The sequence below is a fragment of the Bradyrhizobium sp. genome, from assembly GCF_052389815.1.
Taxonomy (GTDB): Bacteria; Pseudomonadota; Alphaproteobacteria; order Rhizobiales; family Xanthobacteraceae; genus Bradyrhizobium.
In genome coordinates, this window is record NZ_JBQTHN010000093.1 from 23328 (window position 1) to 47810 (window position 24483).

The following is a 24483-nucleotide window of genomic DNA, read 5'->3' on the forward strand; positions in this document are numbered from 1 at the left end:
GCGCCGGCGCGCCCGGCCGCGAAACTCTGATATGCATGTGCACGCATTGCGCGCGTGGTCAGCCTTCGCGGAAGGGCAGTCTACCCGGCATTCTCCAGCGCGCGGCGGAGGCGGCGGATGATGACGCCGCGGGCGCGATCGTCGGCGGCGGCCCGGACCTCGTCGTTGATGTCGAGAATGAGGCGCGACATGTCGTTGTGCCAGTCGAGATGCGTGACCGCTTCCGGCGCAAGACGGCGGCGGCACTCGCCGTCCAGCAGCCGCGGCTCCGGCGCTGCGAGTTCATAGGCATCGTCCAGCAGCGGCTGGTAGATCCTGGCGGCAGGGATGACGCGCTCGGCGACCCGTTCGGCAAGAGCCGCAATGGCCGCTTCCTCGCCATGCACGAGGAACAGGCCGCGCGCGATCGGACGGCGCGCCGCGATCCAGCGGGCGACTTCCGCGCCGTCGGCATGGCCGGAATATTCGTCCAGCATGCGGATGCGGGCGCCGACCCTGATCTCCTCGCCCTGGATACGTACGGCTTTCGCGCCGTCCTGCAGGAAGCGGCCCAGCGTGCCGTGCGCCTGATAACCCACCAGGAGGACGGTCGTACGGTTGTTCCACAGCCAGCGCTTGAGGTGATGCCGGATGCGGCCGGCGTCGCACATGCCGCTGGCGGCGACCACGATATGAAAGCCTGTCAGCTTGGCGATCGCCTTGCTCTCGTTGACGGTCTCGGTGAAGCGCAGATGCGGCGAGGCGAAAATCCTGTTGATATCGACCTCGCTGTCGAGGCTGGACGCATGCTTGCGGAACACCTCGGTGGCCTGGATCGCCAGCGGCGAATCCAGGAAGACGGGCGCCGCCGGCACTTCGCCGCGTTCCATGAGGCCGACGAGATCGACGAGCAATTCCTGGGTGCGCTCGACCGCGAAGGCCGGAATGAGCAACGCGCCCCTGGCGCTCGCGGCATCGCGGACTTCCGCCGCCAGGCGCGCGCGGCGTTGCTCGGGTGTGGTGGCGGGGCGGATGCGGTCGCCGTAGGTCGACTCCGAAATCACATAGTCGAAGGCGGCAGGTGCCTTGGGATCGGGTTGCAGCAGCTTTGCTTCCGGGCCGATATCGCCCGATGCCAGCAGGCGGAGCGGGGCGCCGCCGCGGGAGCCGCCGGCTATCTCGATCTCGATGGAGGCCGAGCCGAGCAGATGGCCCGCGTTCCAGTAGCGGGCGCGAACATCAGGCATCACGTCGACCCAGCTTTCGTAGTCGACCGGCCTGAACGATTGCAGCGAGGCGACGGCGTCGGCCTGGGTGTAGATCGGCGTCACATCGCTGCGCCCGCGCGCGGCATTGCGGCGGTTGAGGGCGAAGACTTCGGATTCCTGGATGTTGCCGGCGTCAGGCAACATCACGGAACAGAGATCGATGGTTCCCCGCGTCGCGAAGATGCATCCGTCGAAGCCGTCGCGGACCAGTCTTGGCAACATGCCGCTGTGGTCGATATGGGCATGGGTCAGCAACACCGCATCGATGTCGGCGGGACGAAACGGGAAGGCGCCATAATTCAGCTCCTTCAGCGTCTTCTGGCCCTGGAATAATCCGCAATCGATCAGGAAGCGGCCCGATGCGGTCTCGACGAGATAGCATGAGCCGGTCACGGTGCGCGCGGCGCCGCAAAATCGAAGGGTGACGCTCATGCGGATCTCCTTTCGCCTAACTCGCCGCGCAGCGCGCCTGCGAGCACCGCATCGAGCGGGATGGCGTTGGTTGGATGCGGAACGCTCGACGTGGAGCGGATCGAACGGATTCCGGCGCGGGCGAATTCTTCGGCCATGTCTGGCGGAAACAGCGCGTGGGTGATGACGGCATCGATGGCGGTTGCGCCCGCCGCGCGCAAGGCCCTTGCGCCAGCCGCCAGCGTGCCGCCGGAGGAGACGATGTCGTCGATCAGCAACACCGGCCGTCCCGCGACCGCGCTCTGTCCGGCGAAGTCGATTTCGACCGACCGGTCGCTGCGGCGTGTCTTGCGCCCGACCGCATGGTCGAGCCCGAGCCGTGCGGCCAGATCGCCAACCCATTGCCGCGATTCCGCGTCGGGACCGGCCAGCACCGTCGTGCGATCGATACCGGCCAGGGCGTCGGCGATGGCCGGCATGGCCGACAAATTGTCCGCTTCGATGCCGGGGAATACGGCCGCGATGTCGGCGGTGCGATGCAGATGCGCGTCCACCGTGATCACGCGGTCGACGTTTGCCGCAAGCATCCGGCCGACCGCGCGCTGGCTGATTGCTTCGCCGGGATGGAAGGCCGCGTCCTGGCGCATGTAGCAGAGATACGGCGCGACCAGCACCAGCCGTCGCGCTCCCTCGCGCCGCAGCGCCTCTGCGGCAAACAGGATCGCAATCAGCTTGTCGTTCGGCTGGTCGAGGGAGGCGTAGATGATGCAGGTCGGCGCTGCGGAGCCGGCCGTGACGCGAATTTCGCCGTCGGGAAATCGGTGAAGCCCGATCTCGTGCAGCGGCAAGCCGAGCCCGGCGGCCAGCGGCTTTGCCCCGGCGATGCCGGACGGCAGGCAGTGCAAGGCCGCGGCGTTCACGGCGCGGCCTTGGCGCGCCGCGCCGGGACGATGGCATAGCCGCTTTCGGCGTTCGCGCCGGCTTCGGCAAGCGAGTACTCCGAGCGGTCGAAGGTGTGCACACGGTACAGCGGCTCGCCTTGCTCGACATGGTCGCCGATCTTCTTGAACAGCCTGATCCCGGCGCCCTTGTCGAGCGGCGCGCCCGCGGTGCGCGCCAGCCGGTTGAGCCGCAGGCAGTCGATGGCGGAGACGATGCCGTCGCTTGCCGCTTTCACGTCGAAGGTAAGATCGCCGAGGTCGCTGTTGCAGTCCGACGGTCCCTGCGCGTCCATGATCCGGTGCATCTGCCTGAGCGCCGCGCCGCTCTCGAGCAGGTCGCGCGCCCGCGCGTAGCCGGCGCCGCCGCGGAGTGCGGGATCGTATTCAAGGAGATGGGCGGCCAGCCGCAGCGACTTTTCGCGCAGATCGACCGGCGCGAGCGGATCGTTGGACAGCACGGCCATCACGTCCTCGGCCTCCAGCACCGGGCCGATGCCATTGCCGATCGGCTGGCGGCCATCGGTCGTGATCACCTCGACGGAAAGGCCAAAGCGGTCGCCGACGAACTCGAACAGCTTGCGAAGCCGCATCGCCTCATTGTCGTTGGCGAGCTTGGCGGTCGGGCCGACCGGCAGGTCGATCAGCAAATGGGTGGAGCCGGCCGCGAGCTTCTTGGAGATGATCGAGGCGACCATCTGCTCGCGCGTATCGAGGCAAAGCGGCCGCTCCACCGAGATCAGGATGTCGTCCGCGGGCGACAGGTTCACGTGGCCGCCCCAGATCAGGCAGCCGTTGCAGGCCGCCACGATCGACTTCATCTCGTCGACGCCGACGTTGACGCGCGCCAGCACTTCCATCGTGTCGGCCGTGCCGGCGGGCGAGGTGATCGCGCGCGAGGAGGTCTTGGGAATGGTCAGCCCGTGCGCCGCCACGATCGGCACCACGATCATCGAGGTCCGGTTTCCCGGGATGCCGCCGATGCAGTGCTTGTCGACCACCATCAAACCAGGCCATTTCAGCTGGGTGCCGGCCTGCGCCATCGCGCGTGTCAGCGCGATCAGTTCGCCGCTGGTCATGAAGCTTGCCGACCCCACCAGGAAGGCGGCGATCTCCATGTCCGAGTAGCGGTAGCTGGTGATGTCGGCGATGATGGCGTCGATCTCGTCGTCGCGCAGGGCCTGGCCGTGGATCTTGGCGCGCACCGCGCCGAGGCTTTCGGGCGGGGGGGCGGGCGTGACCGTCACCAGACTGCCTTCGGGCTCGGCAAAGCGGCGGAAAGCCGGCTCGGCGAGAGCGATCTCGTCGGGTCCGACCAGCCCGTCGTCGGTGATGAGCAGCGTCGCAAGCAGCACTTTGGCGCCACGGCGGATTTCGACCCGGCTGAAGCCCCGGTAGATTTCGGCGCGCAGGGCTTCGGACCGCCGCGAAATGACGATGACGTTTTCGCGGCCGGTATCGAGCTGGACGCGACGGACCTTGAGTTGCGCGGGGGATGCCGCCTCGGGTGCCATTTGACGAAGAGTCTATTGGCCGCCTGCCAGGTCCTCTTGATTCAGATCATGCCCCGTCGATTCCGAAGAGGCCGGCGCGACAGGGCGCGGCGGTCAGTCGGCCTCGCTGCGCGGCGATCGCATGGCGGCAACGAGGCTGCGCAGATAATCCCTGAGTGGATGAACCGATGCCGGCTGCCGCTCTGCGGCGCGCCGTTCGTCCTCCCCGTCCACGACGAGGTCGATGTAGTTTCTGTTCGACAAACGCTTCTGCGCAACCATGATCCGGTCCCGGAGCCGATGGCCGACTATGCATCGCGCGCGGCGGAGAGGGGTAAATTTTCCCGCCCGTAAGAATACTGCGGGCATTTTCCGGGTCTTCGCCTTAACCGTTCGTTGACCGTCTTCCTCAACCGGCCGACAACCAGTCAAATTTACATTTGCAGCCGCATTGGCGCGGGGAGAACCTCGTGGGGCGTCAACAGGAGTTTTTCAGATGCGACGCTTGCTTTCCAGGTTTTTGCGGGATGAGCGCGGCGCGACCGCGATCGAATACTGCCTGATCGCCGCGGGCATCAGCATTGTCATCGTCGTCGCCGTCAATGGCATCGGCACCGGGCTCAACGACAAGTTCGCGTCGGTGAACACTTCGATCAAATAGGACCGATGCAAGAGCTCGGAAGTCTCGGTGCTCGCCTCGCGGGGTTCGTCGCGCGCCATCCGCAGGAGACATCCTTCGCGGTGCTGGTCCTCGCCATTATCGCGAGCCTGCCGTTCGGCAAGTACCGCGGCACCGGCGGTGAGTTCGATTTCGGCCTGTCTTGCGGCGACGGTGACGGCGGCGGCGATGGGGGCGGCGACTGAACCGCCTCGCTGCCGCGCGTGATTAGCCGGCCTTTCTCGCCTTGCCCTGGGCGCGCGCCGGCTTCTCGGCCTTCTTCGGCGCTTCCTTGGCGGCGCGCTTGCCGCTGCCGCTTCCCGATATCGGCAGCAGCATTTCGCGCTGGCCTTCGACGCGCTTCTGCTTGCCCTTGGCCTTTGCCGCCGGCGGCGCCTTTGCGGCTGGCGGTGCCTTTACGGCTGGCGGTGCCTTGGCGGCGGGAGCGGCCTTGCGCTCGCCGGCACCGGTGAGGCTCTTCTTCAGCGCGTCCATCAGGTTGATGACGTTGCCGCCGGTCTTCGGCGCGGGCTTGGCGCCGGTGAGCTGGCCGTTGCGCTTGCGGTCGATCAGGTCGACGAGGGCGGACTCGTAGCGGTCCTCGAACTTCTCCGGCTCGAACGGGGCCGACTTCTGCTCGACGATATGCTGTGCAAGATCAAGCATATCCTTGGTGATCTTCACGTTCTGGATGTCGTCGAAATATTCCTTTTCGTCGCGCACCTCGTAAGGATAGCGCAGCAGCGTGCCCATCAGTCCGCTGTCGAGCGGCTCCAGCGCGATGATGTGCTCGCGGTTGGTCAGCACGACGCGGCCGATCGCGACCTTGTCCATGTTGCGGATGGTCTCGCGGATCACGGCGAAGGCGTCGTGGCCGACCTTGCCGTCGGGCACGAGATAATAGGGGCGGATCACATAGCGGCTGTCGATGTCGCTGCGCGGCACGAACTCGTCGATCTCGATGGTGCGGGTCGACTCCAGCGCGATCTCGTCGAGTTCGTCCTTGCTGACCTCGATATAAGTATCGGTGTCGACCTTGTAGCCCTTGATGATGTCCTCGTTGGACACTTCCTCGCCGGTATCGGCGTCGACCTTGGCGTATTTGATGCGGTGGCCGGTCTTGCGATTGATCTGGTTGAAGGAGACCTTCTCGGTATCCGACGTCGCCGGATAGAGCGCGACCGGGCAGGTCACCAGTGAAAGGCGCAAGAAGCCCTTCCAGTTGGCGCGGGGGGCCATGAAATTCACTCCGAAAACGCAACAGACGACCGTTAAGGATACCACGCCGGCCCCGGTTTTTGAACGCGCGCAGGGGCGGAATCTCCCAACGGCGTTAACCGATCCGGCACCATCGGGTTCATCCCGGGAGGCGCCTTGCGCGCGGCGGCCCGCCGCGGCCCCGCCGGAACAAGATTCCCGAGCCGGCGTTGCCCCGGGATAGCCGTGCCGAGGTTTCGGCCGTCGAGACGGCGCTTCCTGCAAAGAGGCTGCGATGGCAACACGACAACATGGCCGGATCGTCGAAACCCCGACGGAAGCGCGCCAGGGCGAGCCGGGCCCGTCGGTGCTTGCGCTACTGACGGTGTCGACCGGGCTTGCGATCCTGATCCTGGGCATCGTCTGGTTCGTCTTCTTCCGGACCTGACGGCCGCAGGGCCGAACTCTCAGTGCTGAACTTGGGTCTGCCACGCCGGCGTGCTAGGCATCGGCTGGCCGCGGCCGGATGAACAAAAAGTAATCTTGCGGCGGGTTCCCGTTCATGGCCGGTTCACGCCCGTGAGCCTCATCATGACGGCATTGTAAGGCTCACCATCGGAGGCCAGCTTGCGCTTGCTCGTCGTTGAGGACGACCCGGATCTCAATCGCCAGCTCACCACGGCGCTGACCGACGCCGGCTATGTCGTTGATCGCGCCTTCGACGGCGAGGAGGGGCACTATCTCGGCGACAGCGAGCCCTATGACGCCGTCGTGCTCGACATCGGCCTGCCGAAGATGGACGGCATCTCCGTGCTGGAGGCCTGGCGGCGCAACAAGCGCGTGATGCCGGTCCTCATCCTCACCGCGCGCGACCGCTGGAGCGACAAGGTGCAAGGCTTCGACGCCGGTGCCGACGACTATGTCGCAAAGCCCTTTCATCTCGAGGAAATCCTCGCGCGCATCCGCGCGCTGCTGCGCCGCTCCACCGGCCATGCCCAGGTCGAGCTCACTTGCGGACCGGTGACGCTGAACACGCGCACCAAGCGCGTCAGCGTCAACGGCAATCCGATCAAGCTGACCTCGCACGAATACAACCTGCTCGAATACCTCATGCACCATGTCGGCCGTGTGGTGTCGCGCACCGAGCTGGTCGAGCATCTCTACGACCAGGACTTCGACCGCGATTCCAACACCATCGAGGTGTTCGTCGGCCGCATCCGCAAGAAACTCGAGGTCGACATCATCCAGACGGTGCGAGGGCTCGGCTATCTGCTGACGCCGCCGACCGGCGCGTGAGGGTGCCGTCGCGGGGCTTCCTTTTTGCCCCAAGCATGGTCTTATCCGGAAAACCGGTGCCACCTTTTCGGATCGTGCCCTGATGCGCGGCAGCTCGCTTGCCACCCGCCTGTTCCTGTCGGCGACCGCGTGGGTGGTGGTGATCCTGCTGCTCACCGGCGTGGTGCTGTCGTCGGTCTATCGCAACGCGACCGAGCGCGCCTTCGACCGCCGCCTAAACCTTTATCTGCGCACGCTGATCGCCGAGGTGGCGACGCCGGACGAGCCGCCGGAGCGCCAGTTCCAGTCGCTCGGCGAGCCCCTGTTCGAGCTGCCGCTGTCCGGCTGGTACTGGCAGATCACCCGCACCGATTCGGAGAAGGCCGACACGCGCGCCTCGCGCTCGCTCTGGGACAAGAAGCTGCCCAGGCTGGAAGACAGCGGCGCCGAGCTCACGCTCGCCGGCGTCCGGCTCGGCTATGTCGACGGGCCCGAGGGCCAGGCGCTGCGCATGGTCGAGCGGCCGGTCGATCTCGGCGCCGACGGCAAGTTCCTGGTCACGGTCGCGGGCGATGCCAGCGAAATCTTCGACGAGACGCGCAGCTTCGACTACTACCTCGGCGGCACCTTCGCCTCGCTCGGCATCGTGCTGCTGCTGACCACCATCTTCCAGGTCCGCTTCGGCCTTGCGCCGCTGAAGCGCATTTCCGAAGCGATCGCCGACATCCGCTCCGGCCGCGCCGAGCGGCTGGAGGGCAACTTTCCGGTCGAGATCGCCCCGCTGGCACGCGAGACCAACGCGCTGATCGATGCCAACCGCGAGATCGTCGAGCGCGCGCGCACCCATGTCGGCAATCTCGCGCATGCGATCAAGACGCCGCTGTCCGTAATCGTCAACGAGGCGGCCGCCCACCGCGCCGATCCCTTTGCCGACAAGGTGCTGGAACAGGCCGACGCGATGCGCGGCCAGCTCGCCCATCACCTCGAGCGTGCCCGCATTGCCGCGCGCGTCACCATCGTCGGCACGGTCACGGAGGTGGCTCCGGCCATCGAGGCGCTGCGGCGGACCATGGAGAAGATTCATCGCGACCGCAGCATCGCGATCGAGGTCAAGGCGGACTCTCGCGCCAGGTTCCGCGGCGAGCGGCAGGACCTCGAGGAGATGGCCGGCAATCTCGTCGACAACGCCTGCAAATGGGCGGCCTCGCAGGTGCTGGTCGAGGTGCTGGTCGAGCGGGAGGCCGAGCCCGGTGCAGGCGCCCGGCTTCGCATTATCGTCGACGACGACGGGCGAGGGTTGTCGGAGGCCGAACGCGCCCAGGTCTCGCGCCGCGGCCAGCGGCTCGACGAATCGAAGCCGGGCTCGGGCCTCGGCCTGTCGATCGTGGTCGATCTTGCCGCCCTCTATGGCGGCAGCCTGACGCTCGGCAGCGCACCGAGCGGCGGCCTGCGCGCCGAATTGCTGCTGCCGGGCGCATAAGCGGCCGCATCGGCAGGTATTTTTGCGGAGCGGCGTGCCTGCGCGCGCGGCATTCCTAAACACCTTCTTAACGCGCAAGCTAATATGATGCCCGGCGGACGCTTTTGCCGTCTGCTACACGAATCCGCAACCTGCCCCATGAATCAGGCATCGACCGACCGTCTGAGGGAGTATCTCGCACAACTGCCGCCGCAATCGCAGGCGCTGCTGATGCGTGAGTTCGAGCGCGCGCTGGAGCGGGGCGAGGAAACGACGGTTGCGACCTTCGTGCTCGAGCAACTGCGTGCCGTCGTGCGCGGCGCGGACGAGGACGAGGAGGTGCGCCCGCGCACCGACGACCCGGCAAGGCTGCTGTTCCGTCCGCTGGAGCCGTTCCTTGTGGACGGCAATTTTCCGATCCGCCCCGGCCAGATCCGCCGTGCCTCGCTGGCTACGGTCTGGCAATGGCTCGGGCGCGACGGCGCGCCCGAGGCGGTGCGCGAATTCGAGGCGGCGCTGTCGGCGGCGCGCGAGGCCGGTGCGAAGGCCGGCATCGAGCCGGCGGTGCGCAAACTACAGCTCGCCGCCGCGCAGGCCGTCGTCAAGATCGCGACATCGGGCTCGCCGGACGAACGGCACCGCGCACTTTCGCGCATCGGCGCGCCCAACGTCGTCGAAGACTTGCTGGCGATCGGATCGGTGCTGCAGGCGAGGGAAGCGCTGGAAACCCTCAACAGCAAGATGCCGGGCCATATGCGCGTGTTCGGGGATTCGCAGATCGTCTCGACCGTCGCCTCCCTCAACGTGCCGTGGCTGCAGACGCCGCAGCTCCTGCCCTTTGCCTTGTCGCTCGTGATGCAGCGGCTGAGCGCGCCCTGGCAGATCATCCGCCTCGCGGTGAAGATGGCGGCATCCGACGACGAGATCCGCGTCTCCGCCACGCCCTATGGCGTTGCCGTCACCATCGCGCTCCACGATCTCTATTTCGTCGCGGCATGCCTGCGCACCGATATCAGGCGCGGCCATTTCGACGGCATCGCCGAGCAGCTGAAGACGCTGCATGACGGCGTACGCGGCCTGCGCACCGAGCTCGACCTGCGCAACGATTCCGCATGGGGCAAGCAACTCGCCTCGATCCGCGCTGATATCTCCAATTCGCTGCAATCGGAAATCGAAAGCGTTCCCGGCCGCGTCCGCCGCATCCTGCGCCAGCGCGCCGACAAGGACATTGTCGCCGCTCCGAAGGTCGATCCGTCGGAGGTGGAGGAGACCGCCGGCCTGATCGACTTCGTCGCCGTGTGCCGCACCTACGCCAGCGAGCTCGCCATCAACGAGGTCACGCTGCGCACCTATTCCGACCTGCAGCATTATGTCGAGCAGTCCACCGAGGCGCTGGTGCAGTCGCTGCGCAACGAGAAGGGCCGAACCTATCGGCAACAGCAGGTGAAGGCGGCGATCCGGTTCTGCGAGGTTCTGTTCGGCACCGACTATGCGGCGCTGATGAGCCGGGCGGCGGAGAACGCCGTGACCGGCGAGCGCAAGCCGGCGCGAACGGGCCAGTAGAGTCGCAAGCCGATACTTCGGGGCGAAGCCCCGCACCGCCGATGGTGCGGCCGGACGCAGGGGTGACCACGGCATCCCGCGCGAACATCGCCGTCAGGCTTTTCGTCGATCGACTTTCAGAAATTCGGCGAAGGCCTTGATGGTCGCTTCGGAAACATGGTGCTCGATGCCCTCGGCGTCAGCCTCCGCAGCTTCCTGGGGAACGCCAAGTGCCAACAGGACATCGACCACCAGGCGGTGACGCGCGCGAACGCGCTTGGCGAGAGCCTCGCCTTTTTCGGTCAGGAATACGCCGCGATAGGGGCGGGCCGTTACCAGATCTTCGCGCTTCAACCGTGCGATGGTGTCGATCGCCGTCGGGTGCGACACGCCCAGCCGGCGCGCGATGTCGGTCGGTCGCGCCTCGCCGGTCGTTCCAAGCAGGTCGGAGATCAGCTCGACATAGTCTTCCAGGACGGCGGTCGACCGGGCCGATCGCGCCTTGCCGAAGCGGCGCGCCTGCGTCTGTTCTGCAGGCAGCGGCTGCATCTGCCTGGCCCGATCTGTCGAGGGCTTGCGCAAACTCGGTACCTTCCCGGCGAATCCATCGAGACGAGGCCAGACCATGGCGCGAGGCCGGTCACATTGCAAGTTGCTGTTGTCGTCGATCTGCAACATGCAGGTACCGCTGCGGTGAGAAGCGGGCAGGGACCGCTTGACAGGTGATGGGTAAACATTAACATGTAGCCTTACCTACTATTTGATGTCGCGGCTTATGAGTGGGGCGGGTTCGGTGGCGCGATGGTCGGGGATGGTATGCGCGCTACCAGAATGGTCCTTCTGGGCACAACGGCTTTGGCCGCGGCTTGTCTGAGCAACACCGTCGCGCGCTCGCAAACGGCCGCACCCGCACCACCGGCCTCCCAGGCGACGCCTGCCACCCCGTCGGCTCCCGCGCCGGGCCCGGCTCACGGGCAAGCCCCCGCGACGTCAGCGCCCGCACAGACTGCGCCTGCACCGGGCGCGGCCGAACCGCAGGCGACGTCGACCGCCCCGACCGAAGTCGACATGCCGCAAGTGACGGTGGAGGGACGCCGGCCCAAGCCTGCGCGGCGGACCGCGCGTGGCGAGCCGGCTCGACCTGCAACGACCGTTGCTGCCCCAGCGCCCGGCGCGCCGGCGCCGACTGCCAGCCCGCCATTTGCGCCGCTGTCGGCGATCGCGAGCGACCAGGTCCAGGCACGCAGCAGCAGCGGCGGATTCGGCAGCCTGTTCACCAATATGCCCGGCGCGACGTCCGCAGGACTCGCCACCGAATCGTCGCGCCCCGTATTGCGTGGCCTGACGGACGCGAAGGTCCGCATTCAGGAGAACGGCGTCGGCGCCGTCGATGTGTCGGACATCGCGCAAGACCACGCAGTACCGATCGATCCGCTCGCCATAGAGAAAGTCGACGTCGTCCGCGGACCCGGCGCCCTTCGGTTTGGTTCGCAGGCCGTTGGCGGCGTCGTTGACGTCAGCAATAACCGGATCCCGACTTCAGCTCCGCCCGGGGGGCTGGCGGCGGAACTCAGGTCCGGCGTGACGTCGGTCAACAGGGGTTGGGAGAGCGGGCTCCTGCTGGACGCCGGCACCCGCAACGCCGCCGTTCACGCCGACGTTTACGGGCGATCGTCGAGCGATTACGGCATTCCGAATTACCCGTATCTCGTTCCGCCGGTCCCGGCGCCTGCCTTCAACGGGCGGCAGCCGAATTCGGCCTCGCGGAGCGCGGGCGCCGCAGTCGGCGGCTCCTACCTGTTCGACGGCGGTTACGCCGGCATCGCCGTTTCGCGCTTCACCAGCGACTATTATGTCCCCGGCATTGCGACTGCGGACGCCCGCCAGCACAACGACCTCGAGCAAACCAGGATCACCTCCAAAGGCGAATATCGCCCGGACGCGGGGGTGCTGGCGGCCGTCAGGTACTGGACCGGATTCTCGGAGTACCGGCACGACGAAACCGTGTTGGCCGCAACCGGCTTCCAGGAGATCGCTGCCACCTTCAAGAACCGGCAGTCCGAGGGCAAGGCCGAGCTCGAGCTCGCGCCGTTTGCCACGCCGATCGGCGCTCTCACAAGCATTCTCGGCGTGCAAGGCGCTTACCAGAAGCTCGATACGGCAGGACAGGCGATATTGCTTCCCGCCCAGACCAGAACGGCGGCAGCGTACTTCCTCAACGAGGTCAGGCACACCGATACGCTTCGCACGCAATTGGCAGGACGCATCGAGGCGGTGGACGTCGCGGGAACGGCGTTCACGTTCCCGCCGACATTCCTTCCGCCGCCGGATGAGCCGGGCAGGGCCGCAGCCAAGCTCGACTACGTGCCGAAGAGCATCAGTTTCGGCGTCATCAAGGATCTTCCATCCGCCCTGGTCGGAACTCTGACGCTGCAGCGCATCGAGCGCGCGCCGCGCCCCCTCGAATTGTTCGCGCAGGGGCCCGATGGCTCGGAGAAAACGTTCAAGATCGGCAACGCAGGGCTCGGGATCGAAACCGCGCACACGGCAGAAATCGGCCTGAAGCGCACCGATGGCGATTTCAGGTTTGCCGCGAACGCCTACTACACGTCGTACGACGAGTTCATTTTCTCGCGTGCCACCGGCATCGTCTGTCAGGAAACATTTGCTTCCTGCGGAACCGGCACCGACTACATTCAGGTCAGCTACGATCAGCGCGACGCGACTTTCCGCGGCGGCGAACTGGCCTGGCAGTGGGACGCCACGCAGCTCGCCAACGGCACCCTCGGCTTCGACGGCCAGTTTGATGTCGTGCGAGCGACTTTCTCCGACGGCAGCAACGTGCCGCGGATGCCTCCGATGCGTCTCGGCAGCGGCGTCTACTGGCGCAACGACAACTGGTTCGCGCGCGTCGGTCTGCTGCATGCTTTTGCGCAGAACGACATTCCGCAGTTCGACACGCCGACCGCCGGCTACAATCTGCTGAAGATGCAGGTCGAGCATCGGAGTTTCTGGAAGGATTCGCCGTGGGGCGCGGTTGAAGTCGCGACTGGGTTGGTTGGCGACAATCTGCTCAACGCCGACATCCGCAGCTCCGTTCAATTCCACAAGGACGAAATCCTGCAGCCGGGGCGCGGCTTCAAGGCGTTCCTGAACGTCAAATACGGCGTCGACCGGCCGAGTGGACCGCCGGGCAACTGGATCGGCGCGGGCAGGCCTCCGGCTCCCGGTGGCTACTTCAAGGGCCCCGCGCTCGAGGTGGCGGCCTCGAACTGGGCGGGCCCCTATATCGGGGGTGTCGTCGGATTATTGAGAGGCGAAGGCGTCACCGACGCCGCGTTCAACGAGGTTGCAACGGGTGCATCGCTGGCTGGCGACCACCTGTCACCTGCGCGCGGGACCGCAAGCTTCGGCGCCCATGCCGGTCATAACTGGACATCCGGCCCGATGCTGGCAGGCATCGAAGGCGATTTTGAGTATCGCAATCAGCACGGAAGCGGCTCCGCCGTTTGTCCCGGCGATGTCTGCAACGCGGCGCTCGCTCCGCTTGACGCAACCGTGAGGGCAAGCCTGGATTATCGTTTGGGCTGGGTTGCCTCGGTGCGCGGTCGCGTCGGCAGGCTTGTGACGCCGGACCTGCTTGCCTACGTCACCGCTGGCGTTCCGTTCGGCAAGCTAACGACCTCAACGTCTGTCGCAGGTTTCGATAATGCCGGCGCCGCGGCGACGTCCACTCTGGACCGGCACTTGTATCGTTTCGGATGGGCCGTGGGAGCCGGAGTGGAGGCGCGGCTGACGGCCGACTGGACGGCCAGGCTCGAATATCTGCACATGGATCTCGGCTCCATCCGTTCGACGCCGCCGATGGCCGCCAACACGGCGGTTGCATTCGATGCCAACACGCGGGTGACCAGCGATGCGATCCGGCTTGGGGTGAGCTACAGGCTCGGGAGCAGCGCGGTCACTGCCAATTAGCACGGCAGGCTCGTCGCCCGGCCTCTATCTTACGGTGAAGCGGATCGGCTGCCTGACGAGGATCAGTTCGCCGGGAAACGCTGCGGGCGGCGCTGGAAAGGGCTGTGCGCGCTTGAGCAGCGCAATGGCTTCTTCGTCAAGGACGCCGGAGCCCGAACTTTGAGTGATGCGCGCGTTGACGAGCATCCCCTTGCGATCAAGCGTGAAGGATACCTGCGCCGTTCCTTGTTCGCGCCGAGCCCGCGCGGCCTCCGGATATCGCTTGTTCCTCTCAACCAGAGCGAGGACCTGGGTCCGCCAGGTCGCAACGGCTTCGGAATTCTTTTCGTTCGGCACGCCTTGGGTCGGTGCCACGGCTACCGGCGCGATCCGTTCGTTGATCGCCGGGGGAGCCGAGGTCGCGGCAGCGGCGGCCTGCTGCTGCGGCGTCACGTCGGGCTGCGGCTTCGCCTGCAGCGCCACGGCCGCATCCGGATTCGGAGCGGGCGGCAGATCCGGTGTCTCGTCCGGCGGCGTCTCTTCCTCAGGCTTCGTCACAGGCTGTGCTTCCGACATCACCTGTTCCGGACCAGGCGCGATGTCGGTTGGTGTGGTCGACGGTGCGGCGGTGATTGGCGCCAGATCGACCACGATCGCACCCGAAGGTTCGGCGGCCATGATGTCGTCCGCCTGGCGCCAGGTAGCGAGCGTGGCGGTCAACCCGGCGTAAACGCCGAGCACCGCGAGGCCGCTCAGTACCCATCTTCGCAGGTCGGAGCGATCTTCGGCCGCAAGCTGCATCATCATGGCGTCGCGGCTTGCTCCATTCCGACCAGCGCGACCTTGAGATAGCCGGCGGCGCGCAGCATGTTCATCACTTGCATCACCTCGCCATAGGCCACGAGCTTGTCGGCACGCAGGAATATGCGGGTGTCCTTCTGGCCGTTGGTGTTCGCATCGAGCGCGCCTTGCAACGCGCCTCGCGCCACGGCCTCATTCCCGACGGAGAGCGACAGGTCCGGCTTGAGGGTCAGGTAGACCGGCTTGTCGGGCCGCGGCTGCGGCTGCGCGTTCGAGGCCGGCAGGTCGACCGCGATGTCCACGGTCGCAAGCGGCGCTGCGACCATGAAGATGATGAGCAGGACGAGCATGACGTCGATGAACGGCGTCACATTGATCTCATGGACCTCGGAAAGATCGCCATTGCCCTGGTTCAAGCTGGCCGCCATCGCGCTACTCCGCAGCTGCGAGGTGCCGCCTGACGACCAGGGCGCCACCGTCGAGGTCTCGACCCGCGAGCCGCGCAATCTCCGCCGATCCATCGCCGAGCAGGGCACGGTACGAGCCGATCTGACGCGCGAACAGGTTGTAGATCATGACTGCCGGAATCGCGGCGACGAGTCCGAGGGCGGTAGCCAGCAGCGCCTCCGCGATTCCGGGCGCGACCACGGCGAGGTTGGTGGTTTGCGACTTCGATATCCCGATGAAGCTGTTCATGATCCCCCAGACCGTCCCAAACAGTCCGACGAAGGGGGCGGTCGATCCGATGGTTGCAAGCACGCCGGTTCCGAATGCAACGCGCCGGCTTGCCGCTGCCTCGATCTGCTGCAGCCGGGAAGCGATTCTGGCCTTGATTCCTTCCCTGTTCATTCGATCGTTGCTCAACTCCAGTTCCGCGACGGCGCCGTCGAGCAACCGCGCAACCGTTCCCTGGCGCACCAATCGCACCGCATCCTCCATGCTTCGGGCGCTGGCGAGATCGCGCAGGGCGGCCCGGGCATTGCGCTGCGCTCTGATCAGCTCGATGGTCTTTGAAAGCCATACCGTCCAGGTAACCGCGGTCGCAAAGACGAGGCCGATCATCACCGCTTTGACGATGGTGTCCGCTTGCACGAACATGCCCCAAGGGCTGAGATCGCGCGGGAGCAGCGCCGCCCCGATCGCTGTTCTCTCCGTTTCGTCCTGGGCATGGGCCGCAAACGGCAGGAACGACAGCGAAAGCGCAAGAAGGGTGATGCAGCGAAGAGGGGCGTTCGCAATCCTGACGTGGCTCGGAGGGAGGGCGTCACGTCGTAAAGCTTTCCAGGGTCGCATTTGTTGATCTCTCGGGGACCTGATGAGGTATTCACCCCATTTTGTAGCATCGCCTACGTCTTGCTGCAAATGCTATGTCCGGCCGCGTCGCCGACGGTGCGTGATAGCGAAAAGATTCAGGTTTCAATTTTTAGTTGACGGGATTTGTCGCCTAACATACTTCTGACGGCATGATTTCCATCATCAACTTCGTAGAATTTGAAAATCAGGTAATTTCGGCGACCTACCGCAATCTGATGTTCGGAGCCACCGTCGTGCTGGTGGACGAGGGGAGCGGCGATCAGCTCTCCGATCCCGTCACCAGGATCACGTCGCGTTTGCCGGTCGGTTCGATCCGGATCAGGCTTCCCGCCTCGTTCAGGGCGGGAACCTATTTCCTGCGGGCGCTGAACGGCCATGGCCTGCATGTCGCGCAAAGCGCGCAATTCGAGATCGCCTGAGGCGATTTGTCCGGATTTTCCCGGGTCTTCGAGGCGGAAAATCATGAGAAATGTCAATTGTCCGGGGCCTCGCCGATAGTATAAATCGCGCATCGGCGCCGTTCGACAGGGCGTCGTTCCACCGGAACCTGCTTGATGAATCTCTGGTTCGTGTTCGCGCTGATGACGGTCGCGGCGGTGTTCGCCGTGCTGTGGCCGCTGGGCCGGCGTTACCGCCCGCAAACGGGCGGCACCGAGACATCGGTCTACCGCGACCAGCTCGCGGAGATCGATCGCGACCTTGCCGGCGGATTGATCGGCGCGGCGGAGGCCGAGTCGGCGCGGATCGAGATCAGCCGCCGTCTGCTCGCAGCCAGTCATGCCGAGGCCGAGCCCGTCGCTCGCCCGAGCAAGCTGTTGCGCCGTGCCGTTGCCGTCGTCGCGCTGGTCGGACTTCCGCTTGCCGCGCTCGCACTCTATCTGCCGCTGGGCTCGCCGCAGCTCGGCGACTTTCCGCTTGCCGCGCGTTCGAAGGCGCCCGACGGTCAACAGCCGCTGGTCAATCTCGTGGCGCAGGTGGAAGCGCATCTCGAAAAGAATCCGAACGACGGCCGCGGCTGGACGGTGCTGGCGCCGGTGCTTTCGCGGCTCGGCCGCCATGACGATGCCGTGCGTGCCTGGCGCAATGCGATCGCTTACGGCGGCGACGGTTCCGAGCGCCGCGCCGATCTCGGCGAGGCCCTGACGGCGGCCGCCGGCGGCATCGTCACCGGCGAGGCGAAAGCCGAATTCGAGCGGGCGCTGGCGCTGAACGCCGGCGAGGCCAAGGCAAGCTACTTCCTGGGGGTGGCGGCCGAGCAGGACGGCCGCAACGCGGACGCCGCTGCGATCTGGAAGGCGATGCTGGCCAGGGCGCCGGCGGATGCGCCTTGGCGCGCCGTCGTGCAGACGGCGCTCGCGCGCGTCGGTGGCGTGGCCCCGGCGCTCACCGACGACGCCATGGCAGCCGCCAGGGACATGAAGGAGACCGACCGCAACGAGATGGTGCGCGGCATGGTCGACCGCCTTGCGGCGCGGCTCAAGCAGAACGGCGACGACGTCGAGGGTTGGCTGCGGCTGGTGCGCGCCTATCTGGTGATGGGCGAGCGCGAGAAGGCATCGCTTGCCGGCGTCGATGCGCGGCACGCGGTCGCCAATGACGCGGACCGCTTGCGGCAACTCAATGAGGGCCTCAAGAATCTGGGGCTGGATGGATGACCACATACGGAAACAAGGGCGAAGCATGACACGCAAGCAACGGCGGCTGACGATGATCGGCGGCGCGCTGGCCATTCTGGCGGTGGCGGCGGGGCTGGTGCTGAACGCCATGCGCGATTCCATCGTGTTCTTCTCGACGCCCTCGATGGCCGCCGAGAAGCAGATCCCGGCCGGCAAGCGCTTCCGCCTCGGCGGGCTGGTGCAGCCGGGCTCGCTTAAGCGCGGCGACGATCTCATCGTCAATTTCGCCATCGCCGACGGCAGCACCAATCTGCCGGTGATGTACAAGGGCATCCTGCCCGACCTGTTCCGCGAAGGGCAGGGCGTCGTCGCCGAAGGCGCGCTCGATGCCTCCGGCACCTTCCGCGCCGATACCGTGCTCGCCAAGCACGACGAGACCTACATGCCGAAGGAAGTCGCCGACGCCCTGAAGAAGCAGGGCCACTGGAAGGACGATTACGGCGCCAAGCCCCAGCAGGGAAACAAGCCCCAGCAGGGAAACAAGCCGACGCAGGGAGCTGCGAAGTGATCGCCGAAGCCGGCCATTACGCGCTGGTGCTGGCGCTGGCCCTGGCGCTGATCCAGTCGATCGTGCCGATCGTCGGCGCGCGCCGCGGCGACGTCGCGCTGATGGAGATGGCGCGCTCGACGGCGGTCGCGCAGCTTCTGTTCGTCGGCGCGTCGTTCGTGCTGCTGACGGCGCTGCACGTCAACTCGGATTTTTCCGTCACCAACGTGTTCGAGAATTCGCACTCGGCAAAGCCGCTGATCTACAAGATCACCGGCGTGTGGGGAAACCACGAAGGATCGATGCTGCTGTGGGTGGCGATCCTGGCGCTGTTCGGCGCGCTGGTCGCCGTGTTCGGCAGCAACCTGCCGCTGTCGCTGCGGGCCAACGTGCTGGCGGCGCAGGCCTGGGTTGCGGGCGCGTTCTATCTGTTCATCCTGCTCACCTCGAATCCGTTCGCGCGCATCGCCCAGCCGCCGATCGAGGGCCGTGACCTCAATCCGATCCTGCAGGACATTGGCTTGGCCGTGCATCCGCCGATGCTCTATCTCGGCTATGTCGGCTTCTCGATCTCGTTCTCCTTTGCGGTAGCAGCCCTGATCGAGGGGCGGATCGACGCCGCCTGGGCGCGCTGGGTGCGGCCGTGGACGCTGGTCGCCTGGGTATTCCTCACACTCGGCATCGCGATGGGGTCGTACTGGGCCTATTACGAGCTCGGCTGGGGTGGCTGGTGGTTCTGGGATCCGGTGGAGAACGCCTCGCTGATGCCCTGGCTCGCCGGCACCGCGCTGTTGCATTCGGCGCTGGTGATGGAAAAGCGCAACGCGCTGAAGGTCTGGACCATCCTGTTGTCGATCCTGACCTTCTCGCTGTCGCTGCTGGGCACCTTCCTGGTGCGCTCGGGCGTGCTGACCTCCGTGCACGCCTTCGCCACCGACCCCGCGCGCGGCGTGTTCATCCTTTTGATCCTCTGCGTCTTCATCGGCGGCAGCTTGTCGCTGTTTGCCGTGCGCGCGCCGCAGCTCAAGCAGGGCGGCCTGTTCGCGCCGATCTCGCGCGAGGGCGCGCTGGTGCTCAACAATCTCTTCCTCACCACGGCCTGCGCCACGGTGTTCGTCGGTACGCTGTATCCGCTGGCGCTGGAGGTGCTCACGGCTGAGAAGATTTCGGTCGGCGCGCCGTTCTTCAACCTGACGTTCGGTCCTTTGTTCGTTCCCCTGCTGATCGCCGTTCCCTTCGGGCCGCTGCTGGCCTGGAAACGCGGTGACCTGCTGGCGGCTGCGCAGCGGCTGGTCGCCGCGGGCATCGCCGCGCTGCTTGCCGTCGCCATGGTGTGGGCCTGGATGCGCGGCGGGCCGGTGCTGGCGCCGCTGGCGATCGGGCTTGCCGCGTTCGTGACGATGGGCGCGCTCAGCGATATCGCCGAGCGCACCGCGCTGTTCCGCGTTCCTCCGTCCGTATCGCTGCGGCGCGCGCGCGGCCTGCCGCGCTCGGCCTGGGGCGCGGCGCTGGCCCATGCCGGCCTCGGCGTCGCGCTGATCGGCGTCGTCTGCGAGACGACGTGGAACAGCGAATACATCGCGACCCTGAAGCCGGACCAGGTCGCCAGGGTCGCCGGCTACGAGCTGAAGCTCGAAGGCCTGACGCAGCGGCAGGGCCCGAACTTTCGCGAGACGCTGGCGCAGTTTTCGGTCAGCCTGGACGGCCGGCCCATGGCGGCGATGACGCCGTCCAAGCGCAGCTTCACCACGCGCGGCATGTCGACGACCGAGGCCGCGCTGCTGACGCGCGGCGCCAGCCAGCTCTACGTTTCGCTCGGCGATGCCTCGTCGGACGGCGGCATTGCCGTGCGCATCTACTACAAGCCGCTGGTGCTGCTGATCTGGTGGGGCCCGGTACTGATGGCCTTGGGCGGCGTGCTGTCGCTGTCCGATCGCCGCCTGCGCGTCGGCGCGCCCAAACCGGCGCGCGCCGCCCGCAGCCTGCAGGCCGCGGAATGAAGCGCGCCGCCATCATCGCTGCGTTTGCTGCGGCGCTCTTGGCCGGCTCGCCCGCTCAGGCCGTGCAGCCCGACGAGATCATGGCCGATCCGGCCAAGGAAGCCCGTGCGCGCGAGCTGTCGAAAGAGCTGCGCTGCATGGTCTGTCAGAACCAGTCGATCGACGATTCCGATGCGCCGCTGGCGCGCGATCTCCGCCTCCTTGTACGCGAGCGTATTTCGGCAGGTGATTCCGATTCGCAGGTGATCGATTTCCTGGTCGCCCGTTATGGCGAGTTCGTGCTGCTGAAGCCGCGCCTCAACCAGAACACCGTGCTGCTGTGGCTGCTGCCGCCACTGGCTTTGATGGGCGGTGGTATTGCGCTGTGGGTCTACAGCAACCGGCGGCACCGGGCGGGGCAACTGAGCGAGGATGCCCTGATGAAGTTGACGCCCGAAGAAGAGAAACGGCTGGAGCGCCTGCTGGCTGAGGAATCTCAAGGCGACAAGTCCGGCTAGCTGTCCGCGCGGCAACATCGGCGCGAGCCTACGTAGTGTTACGGAGGCCCGTGGCGGCCCGTGCAGCATTCATGCATTCTTGACGTTTTGCACGGAAATTGCCGGGCGGTCCCGCCTGTGTTCCGAGCGATCCGATGTTCTCCAATAGCAATCTGACTATCCGCTTCCTCGTTGGCGCGGTCGTGTTTGCGCTGTTGCTGCTACTGGGTATCGGCGGCGGCACCGGCTTCGTCGCAGTGCTCTATCTCAACAACGAGATCACGAGTCTGGCTGCCGAATTCAAGGCGCTCAGCGGTCCCGGCCGCGATCATGCCATGCTGATTTATCAGCAGGCCCAGGCGGCATTCTCCTATTTCCTGATCGCTTGTGCCGCCATTGCGGTGGTTGCCAGCGCGGTGTGCCTGACCGCCTATTTCGCGGTTCGCGACGGCGTGATGCGGCCGCTGGCGGCAATGGTTCGTGCGATGAGCGAGGTTGCCGAACAGAAGTACGAGGTTCCAATTCCCGGCCTCGGCCGCAGCAACGAGATCGGCCTGTTGGCAGGCGCGCTCGAGGTCTTCAAGAAGAACGGCATTGAGCGCCGCCGTCTGACGGAACAGGAATTGCACGAGGCACAGCGTCAGCGCGAGCGCACCCGCCAGCTCGACGAGCGGATTAAGCAATTCAACGAGATGGCCGCCGGCGTCGTCGATAGCGTCGCCGCATCCGCGGTCCGGCTGAAAAGCAACGCGGAGACGTTGTCGCACGCCGCCAACGACACCAGCGACAAGGCGAGCGCAGTCGCCAGCGCCGCCAGCCAAGCCAGCAACAGCGTGCAGACGGTGGCCGCTTCTGCACAGAACATGACGGCGTCGATCGGCACCATCAGCCGCCGCGTCACAGATGCAACACAGCGCGCCGAAGGCGCCGCCGCCCAGGCTCGCAAGAGTTGCCACACGATTCACGCGCTTTCCGAAGCCGCAGAGCGGATTGGCACCGTCGTGCAGCTGATCCAGGCGGTCGCCGCGCAGACCAATCTCCTGGCGCTCAACGCCACAATCGAGGCCGCGCGGGCAGGTGAGGCGGGCAAGGGCTTTGCGGTAGTCGCCTCTGAGGTCAAGAACCTCGCCGGCCAGACCAGCAAGGCAACCGAGGAAATCTCGACCCAAGTCGCCAGCATCCAGGCCGTCACTGCGGAGACCCGCGGGGCCATCGACGGCATATCGAACACGATCGCGGACATCAATGCGATCATGTCGGGAATCGACGTCGACACGGCGCAACAGCGCAACGCCACGCAGGACATCTCCAACAGCGTCCAGGTTGCCGCCAAGGGCACCCGGGACGTCAGCGACAACATCGTGCAGATCACGATCACCTCGGCGGAAACCGGCCGGATGGCGAACGACGCGCGTGATTCAGCGATCGATCTGTCGCGTCAGGCCGAAATCCTCAAGGACGAGGTGGGCGGCTTCGTCGCGAGCGTCCGGGCCATTTGAGCCCTGGCGCGCGAATGGCCCTTGCGGCCATCCCGGCAAGGTCAGGATCGGCCGATAAGCTATTGGAATGGCTGCGTTAAACTGCCGCAGGCCGGCTTTGTCTGCATTACAAAAATTTAACCCCGTCGCCAGCGCGCCGTAAGGCGGCAGCCCCCATGTTCGGCTCTGTCAGGTGCACGCCCCCGCACCGTCGAAATTCTCTTCAGTTGGAGACTTACCAGGATGACTGAACGCCCCGTCGATCTCTCGAATTTCCCGTCCTACCAGGCGCCCAAGCGCCCGGTGTTTTCGCTCCGCAAGCTCGCCCTGATGGCCTCGGTCGTCGCCGGTCTCGGTGCCGCCGCCTACGGTTTCGCCCCTTCGCACGGCCCGATCGATGTCTTCTCCAGCGCTGCTCACGCGCAGGTCAACCAGGAAGTCCGCAAGGTCGCGCAGCCCACCGGCTTTGCCGACATCGTCGAGCGGGTGAAACCGTCGGTGATTTCGGTGAAGGTCGCGATGGGCGACAAGACCGCCAAGGACGACAGCGCCGACAAGGACGATTCGCCGTTCCAGCCGGGCTCGCCGATGGAGCGCTTCTTCCGCCGCTTCGGCGGTCCCGATGGCCTGCCCCCGGGCTTCCGCGGCGGTCCGCGCGGCGGCCGCGGTCCGATGACCGGCCAGGGCTCCGGCTTCTTCATCTCGGCTGACGGCTTTGCCGTGACCAACAACCACGTGGTCGACGGCGCCGACAAGGTCGAGGTCACCGCCGACGACGGCAAGACCTACACCGCCAAGGTGATCGGCACCGATCCGCGCACCGACCTCGCGCTGATCAAGGTGTCCGGCCGCACCGACTTCCCCTTCGCGAAACTGTCCGACGGCAAGCCGCGGATCGGCGACTGGGTGCTTGCGGTCGGCAATCCCTTCGGTCTCGGCGGCACCGTGACCGCCGGCATCGTCTCGGCTTCCGGCCGCGACATCGGCAACGGTCCGTATGACGACTTCATCCAGATCGACGCGCCCGTGAACAAGGGTAACTCCGGCGGTCCGGCGTTCGACGTGTCGGGCGAGGTGATGGGCGTCAACACCGCCATCTACTCGCCGTCCGGCGGCAGCGTCGGCATCGCGTTCTCGATCCCCGCTTCCACGGTGAAGAGTGTGATCGCCCAGCTCAAGGACAAGGGCACGGTCAGCCGCGGCTGGATCGGCGTCCAGATCCAGCCGGTCACATCCGACATCGCCGACAGCCTCGGCATGAAGAAGGCGGAAGGCGCCCTGGTTGCCGAACCGCAGAACAACGGCCCGGCGGCCAAGGCCGGCATCGAGTCCGGTGACGTGATCACCGCCGTCAATGGTGCGCCGGTCAAGGACGCGCGGGAACTCGCCCGCACCATCGGCGGCCTCGCGCCGGGCAGTGCGGTGAAGCTCAACGTCCTGCACAAGGGCCAGGACAAGGTCATCAACCTGACGCTCGGCCAGCTGCCGAACCAGGTCGAGGCCAAGGCCGACGTCGACAAGGACAAGGCCAAGCCCGGTCGCGGAACCGACGTGCCGAAGCTCGGCATGACGGTTGCGCCCGCCAACAGCGTCGCCGGTGCCGGCAAGGACGGCGTCGTGGTGACCGAAGTCGATCCGAAGAGCGCCGCAGCGGAACGCGGCTTCAAGGAAGGCGACGTGATCCTCGAAGTCGGCGGCAAGAGCGTGGCCAGCGCGGACGACGTCCGCGATGCCATCTCGGCTGCCCGCACCGACAACAAGAACAGCGTGCTGATGCGCGTGAAGAGCGGCGGTTCGTCGCGCTTCGTGGCAGTGCCGCTGGCCAAGGGTTAAATACGAGATGGAGGGTGTCGCCGGCATCAGTCGCCCCCGCCGCGGCGCTTTCCGGGGAGCGGGTCCAAAGCTCGCTCCCTCTGGCTACCTTCCGGTGGAATACGCCCCCCTCCGTCGGAAGGGCCTAAGGGCGGTGAGGTCCCCCAGCCTCGCCGCCCGCTTTTTTTCAACAAGTCGAGAGGGCGCTTCCCCGCCTTGCATGAGAGGGTCAGTCACGCCATGGTGACAGAGCTCAATCCGGCGA

23 protein-coding genes are annotated in these 24483 nt (G+C 66.3%); 14 read left to right on the plus strand and 9 right to left on the minus strand.

Translation table 11 applies throughout. The features are described 5' to 3' along the window. Positions 1 to 80: 80 nt before the first annotated feature. From ACT4OC_RS16105 to ACT4OC_RS16120, 4 genes are all read right to left on the minus strand, one after another. Complete coding sequence (locus tag ACT4OC_RS16105) at positions 81 to 1679, minus strand: MBL fold metallo-hydrolase (RefSeq protein ID WP_444840001.1); 1599 nt, start codon at positions 1677 to 1679, stop codon at positions 81 to 83. Next, a complete protein-coding gene (locus ACT4OC_RS16110) occupies positions 1676 to 2578 on the minus strand; it encodes a ribose-phosphate diphosphokinase (protein WP_444840002.1) in 903 nt (300 codons plus the stop codon). Before ACT4OC_RS16110 ends, ACT4OC_RS16105 begins: the two co-directional genes overlap by 4 nt. Next, the gene (locus tag ACT4OC_RS16115; RefSeq protein WP_444840003.1) at positions 2575 to 4110 is read right to left on the minus strand and encodes a thymidine phosphorylase family protein; all 1536 of its coding nucleotides are present in this window, start codon (positions 4108 to 4110) and stop codon (positions 2575 to 2577) included. The genes ACT4OC_RS16110 and ACT4OC_RS16115 overlap by 4 nt, the downstream gene beginning before the upstream one ends. Before the next feature lie 93 nt (positions 4111 to 4203). Beyond that, positions 4204 to 4371 (minus strand): hypothetical protein, encoded by a 168-nt coding sequence (locus tag ACT4OC_RS16120; protein ID WP_444840004.1) that lies wholly within the window; start codon positions 4369 to 4371, stop codon positions 4204 to 4206. Between the two features lie 214 nt (positions 4372 to 4585). Between ACT4OC_RS16120 and ACT4OC_RS16125 the strand changes: the two genes are divergently transcribed. Together ACT4OC_RS16125 and ACT4OC_RS16130 are read left to right on the plus strand one after the other, a co-directional pair. Continuing rightward, on the plus strand, positions 4586 to 4750 hold the full coding sequence (locus ACT4OC_RS16125; RefSeq protein WP_444840005.1) for a Flp family type IVb pilin: 165 nt from the start codon (positions 4586 to 4588) through the stop codon (positions 4748 to 4750). Positions 4751 to 4755: 5 nt separating this feature from the next. Beyond that, a complete protein-coding gene (locus ACT4OC_RS16130) occupies positions 4756 to 4953 on the plus strand; it encodes a hypothetical protein (protein WP_444840006.1) in 198 nt (65 codons plus the stop codon). Between the two features lie 22 nt (positions 4954 to 4975). Here the strand turns inward: ACT4OC_RS16130 and ku are convergent, their stop codons facing one another. Beyond that, positions 4976 to 5986, minus strand: coding sequence for a non-homologous end joining protein Ku (gene ku / locus ACT4OC_RS16135; protein WP_444840007.1), 1011 nt, complete (start codon positions 5984 to 5986; stop codon positions 4976 to 4978). Positions 5987 to 6239: 253 nt separating this feature from the next. Here ku and ACT4OC_RS16140 point away from each other — a divergent pair, with 253 nt between their 5' ends. The 4 genes from ACT4OC_RS16140 (at position 6240) to ACT4OC_RS16155 (ending at position 10241) form a co-directional block, all read left to right on the plus strand. Then, a complete protein-coding gene (locus ACT4OC_RS16140; RefSeq protein ID WP_444840008.1) occupies positions 6240 to 6392 on the plus strand; it encodes a hypothetical protein in 153 nt (50 codons plus the stop codon). A gap of 179 nt (positions 6393 to 6571) precedes the next feature. Further along, positions 6572 to 7240 carry a response regulator transcription factor gene (locus ACT4OC_RS16145; RefSeq protein ID WP_444840009.1) on the plus strand — a complete coding sequence of 223 codons (669 nt, stop codon included), beginning with the start codon at positions 6572 to 6574 and terminating at the stop codon, positions 7238 to 7240. Positions 7241 to 7322: 82 nt separating this feature from the next. After that, positions 7323 to 8699 carry an ATP-binding protein gene (locus ACT4OC_RS16150; protein WP_444840010.1) on the plus strand — a complete coding sequence of 459 codons (1377 nt, stop codon included), beginning with the start codon at positions 7323 to 7325 and terminating at the stop codon, positions 8697 to 8699. 138 nt (positions 8700 to 8837) lie between these two features. Then, a complete protein-coding gene (locus ACT4OC_RS16155; protein ID WP_444840011.1) occupies positions 8838 to 10241 on the plus strand; it encodes a hypothetical protein in 1404 nt (467 codons plus the stop codon). Between the two features lie 93 nt (positions 10242 to 10334). On the opposite strand, the gene mntR is transcribed toward ACT4OC_RS16155, so the two are convergent. Next, the gene (gene mntR / locus ACT4OC_RS16160; protein ID WP_444840012.1) at positions 10335 to 10898 is read right to left on the minus strand and encodes a manganese-binding transcriptional regulator MntR; all 564 of its coding nucleotides are present in this window, start codon (positions 10896 to 10898) and stop codon (positions 10335 to 10337) included. A gap of 390 nt (positions 10899 to 11288) precedes the next feature. Between mntR and ACT4OC_RS16165 the strand changes: the two genes are divergently transcribed. Beyond that, a complete protein-coding gene (locus ACT4OC_RS16165; RefSeq protein WP_444840013.1) occupies positions 11289 to 14195 on the plus strand; it encodes a TonB-dependent receptor domain-containing protein in 2907 nt (968 codons plus the stop codon). A 24-nt stretch (positions 14196 to 14219) separates the two neighbouring features. On the opposite strand, the gene ACT4OC_RS16170 is transcribed toward ACT4OC_RS16165, so the two are convergent. The 3 genes from ACT4OC_RS16170 to exbB are packed head-to-tail and all read right to left on the minus strand — an operon-like array spanning position 14220 to position 16073. Further along, positions 14220 to 14978, minus strand: a complete 759-nt coding sequence (locus tag ACT4OC_RS16170) for a TonB family protein (protein WP_444840014.1) — start codon at positions 14976 to 14978, stop codon at positions 14220 to 14222. Then, the gene (exbD, locus tag ACT4OC_RS16175; RefSeq protein WP_444840015.1) at positions 14978 to 15403 is read right to left on the minus strand and encodes a TonB system transport protein ExbD; all 426 of its coding nucleotides are present in this window, start codon (positions 15401 to 15403) and stop codon (positions 14978 to 14980) included. The genes ACT4OC_RS16170 and exbD overlap by 1 nt, the downstream gene beginning before the upstream one ends. A 4-nt stretch (positions 15404 to 15407) precedes the next feature. Next, positions 15408 to 16073, minus strand: a complete 666-nt coding sequence (gene exbB, locus ACT4OC_RS16180) for a tonB-system energizer ExbB (RefSeq protein ID WP_444840016.1) — start codon at positions 16071 to 16073, stop codon at positions 15408 to 15410. A gap of 431 nt (positions 16074 to 16504) precedes the next feature. Here exbB and ACT4OC_RS16185 point away from each other — a divergent pair, with 431 nt between their 5' ends. From ACT4OC_RS16185 to ACT4OC_RS16215, 7 genes are all read left to right on the plus strand, one after another. Further along, a complete protein-coding gene (locus tag ACT4OC_RS16185) occupies positions 16505 to 16708 on the plus strand; it encodes a hypothetical protein (RefSeq protein WP_444840017.1) in 204 nt (67 codons plus the stop codon). Positions 16709 to 16843: 135 nt separating this feature from the next. Further along, complete coding sequence (gene ccmI / locus ACT4OC_RS16190) at positions 16844 to 17944, plus strand: c-type cytochrome biogenesis protein CcmI (protein ID WP_444840018.1); 1101 nt, start codon at positions 16844 to 16846, stop codon at positions 17942 to 17944. A gap of 25 nt (positions 17945 to 17969) precedes the next feature. Next, the gene (gene ccmE / locus ACT4OC_RS16195) at positions 17970 to 18473 is read left to right on the plus strand and encodes a cytochrome c maturation protein CcmE (RefSeq protein WP_444840019.1); all 504 of its coding nucleotides are present in this window, start codon (positions 17970 to 17972) and stop codon (positions 18471 to 18473) included. After that, positions 18470 to 20452: a heme lyase CcmF/NrfE family subunit gene (locus ACT4OC_RS16200; RefSeq protein ID WP_444840020.1), complete on the plus strand. Its 1983-nt coding sequence runs from the start codon at positions 18470 to 18472 to the stop codon at positions 20450 to 20452. Before ccmE ends, ACT4OC_RS16200 begins: the two co-directional genes overlap by 4 nt. Then, positions 20449 to 20949: a cytochrome c-type biogenesis protein gene (locus ACT4OC_RS16205; protein WP_444840021.1), complete on the plus strand. Its 501-nt coding sequence runs from the start codon at positions 20449 to 20451 to the stop codon at positions 20947 to 20949. Before ACT4OC_RS16200 ends, ACT4OC_RS16205 begins: the two co-directional genes overlap by 4 nt. A gap of 134 nt (positions 20950 to 21083) precedes the next feature. Beyond that, positions 21084 to 22427, plus strand: coding sequence for a methyl-accepting chemotaxis protein (locus ACT4OC_RS16210; RefSeq protein WP_444840022.1), 1344 nt, complete (start codon positions 21084 to 21086; stop codon positions 22425 to 22427). Positions 22428 to 22649: 222 nt separating this feature from the next. Continuing rightward, positions 22650 to 24239, plus strand: a complete 1590-nt coding sequence (locus ACT4OC_RS16215) for a Do family serine endopeptidase (RefSeq protein WP_444840023.1) — start codon at positions 22650 to 22652, stop codon at positions 24237 to 24239. The last annotated feature ends 244 nt before the right edge of the window (positions 24240 to 24483 follow it).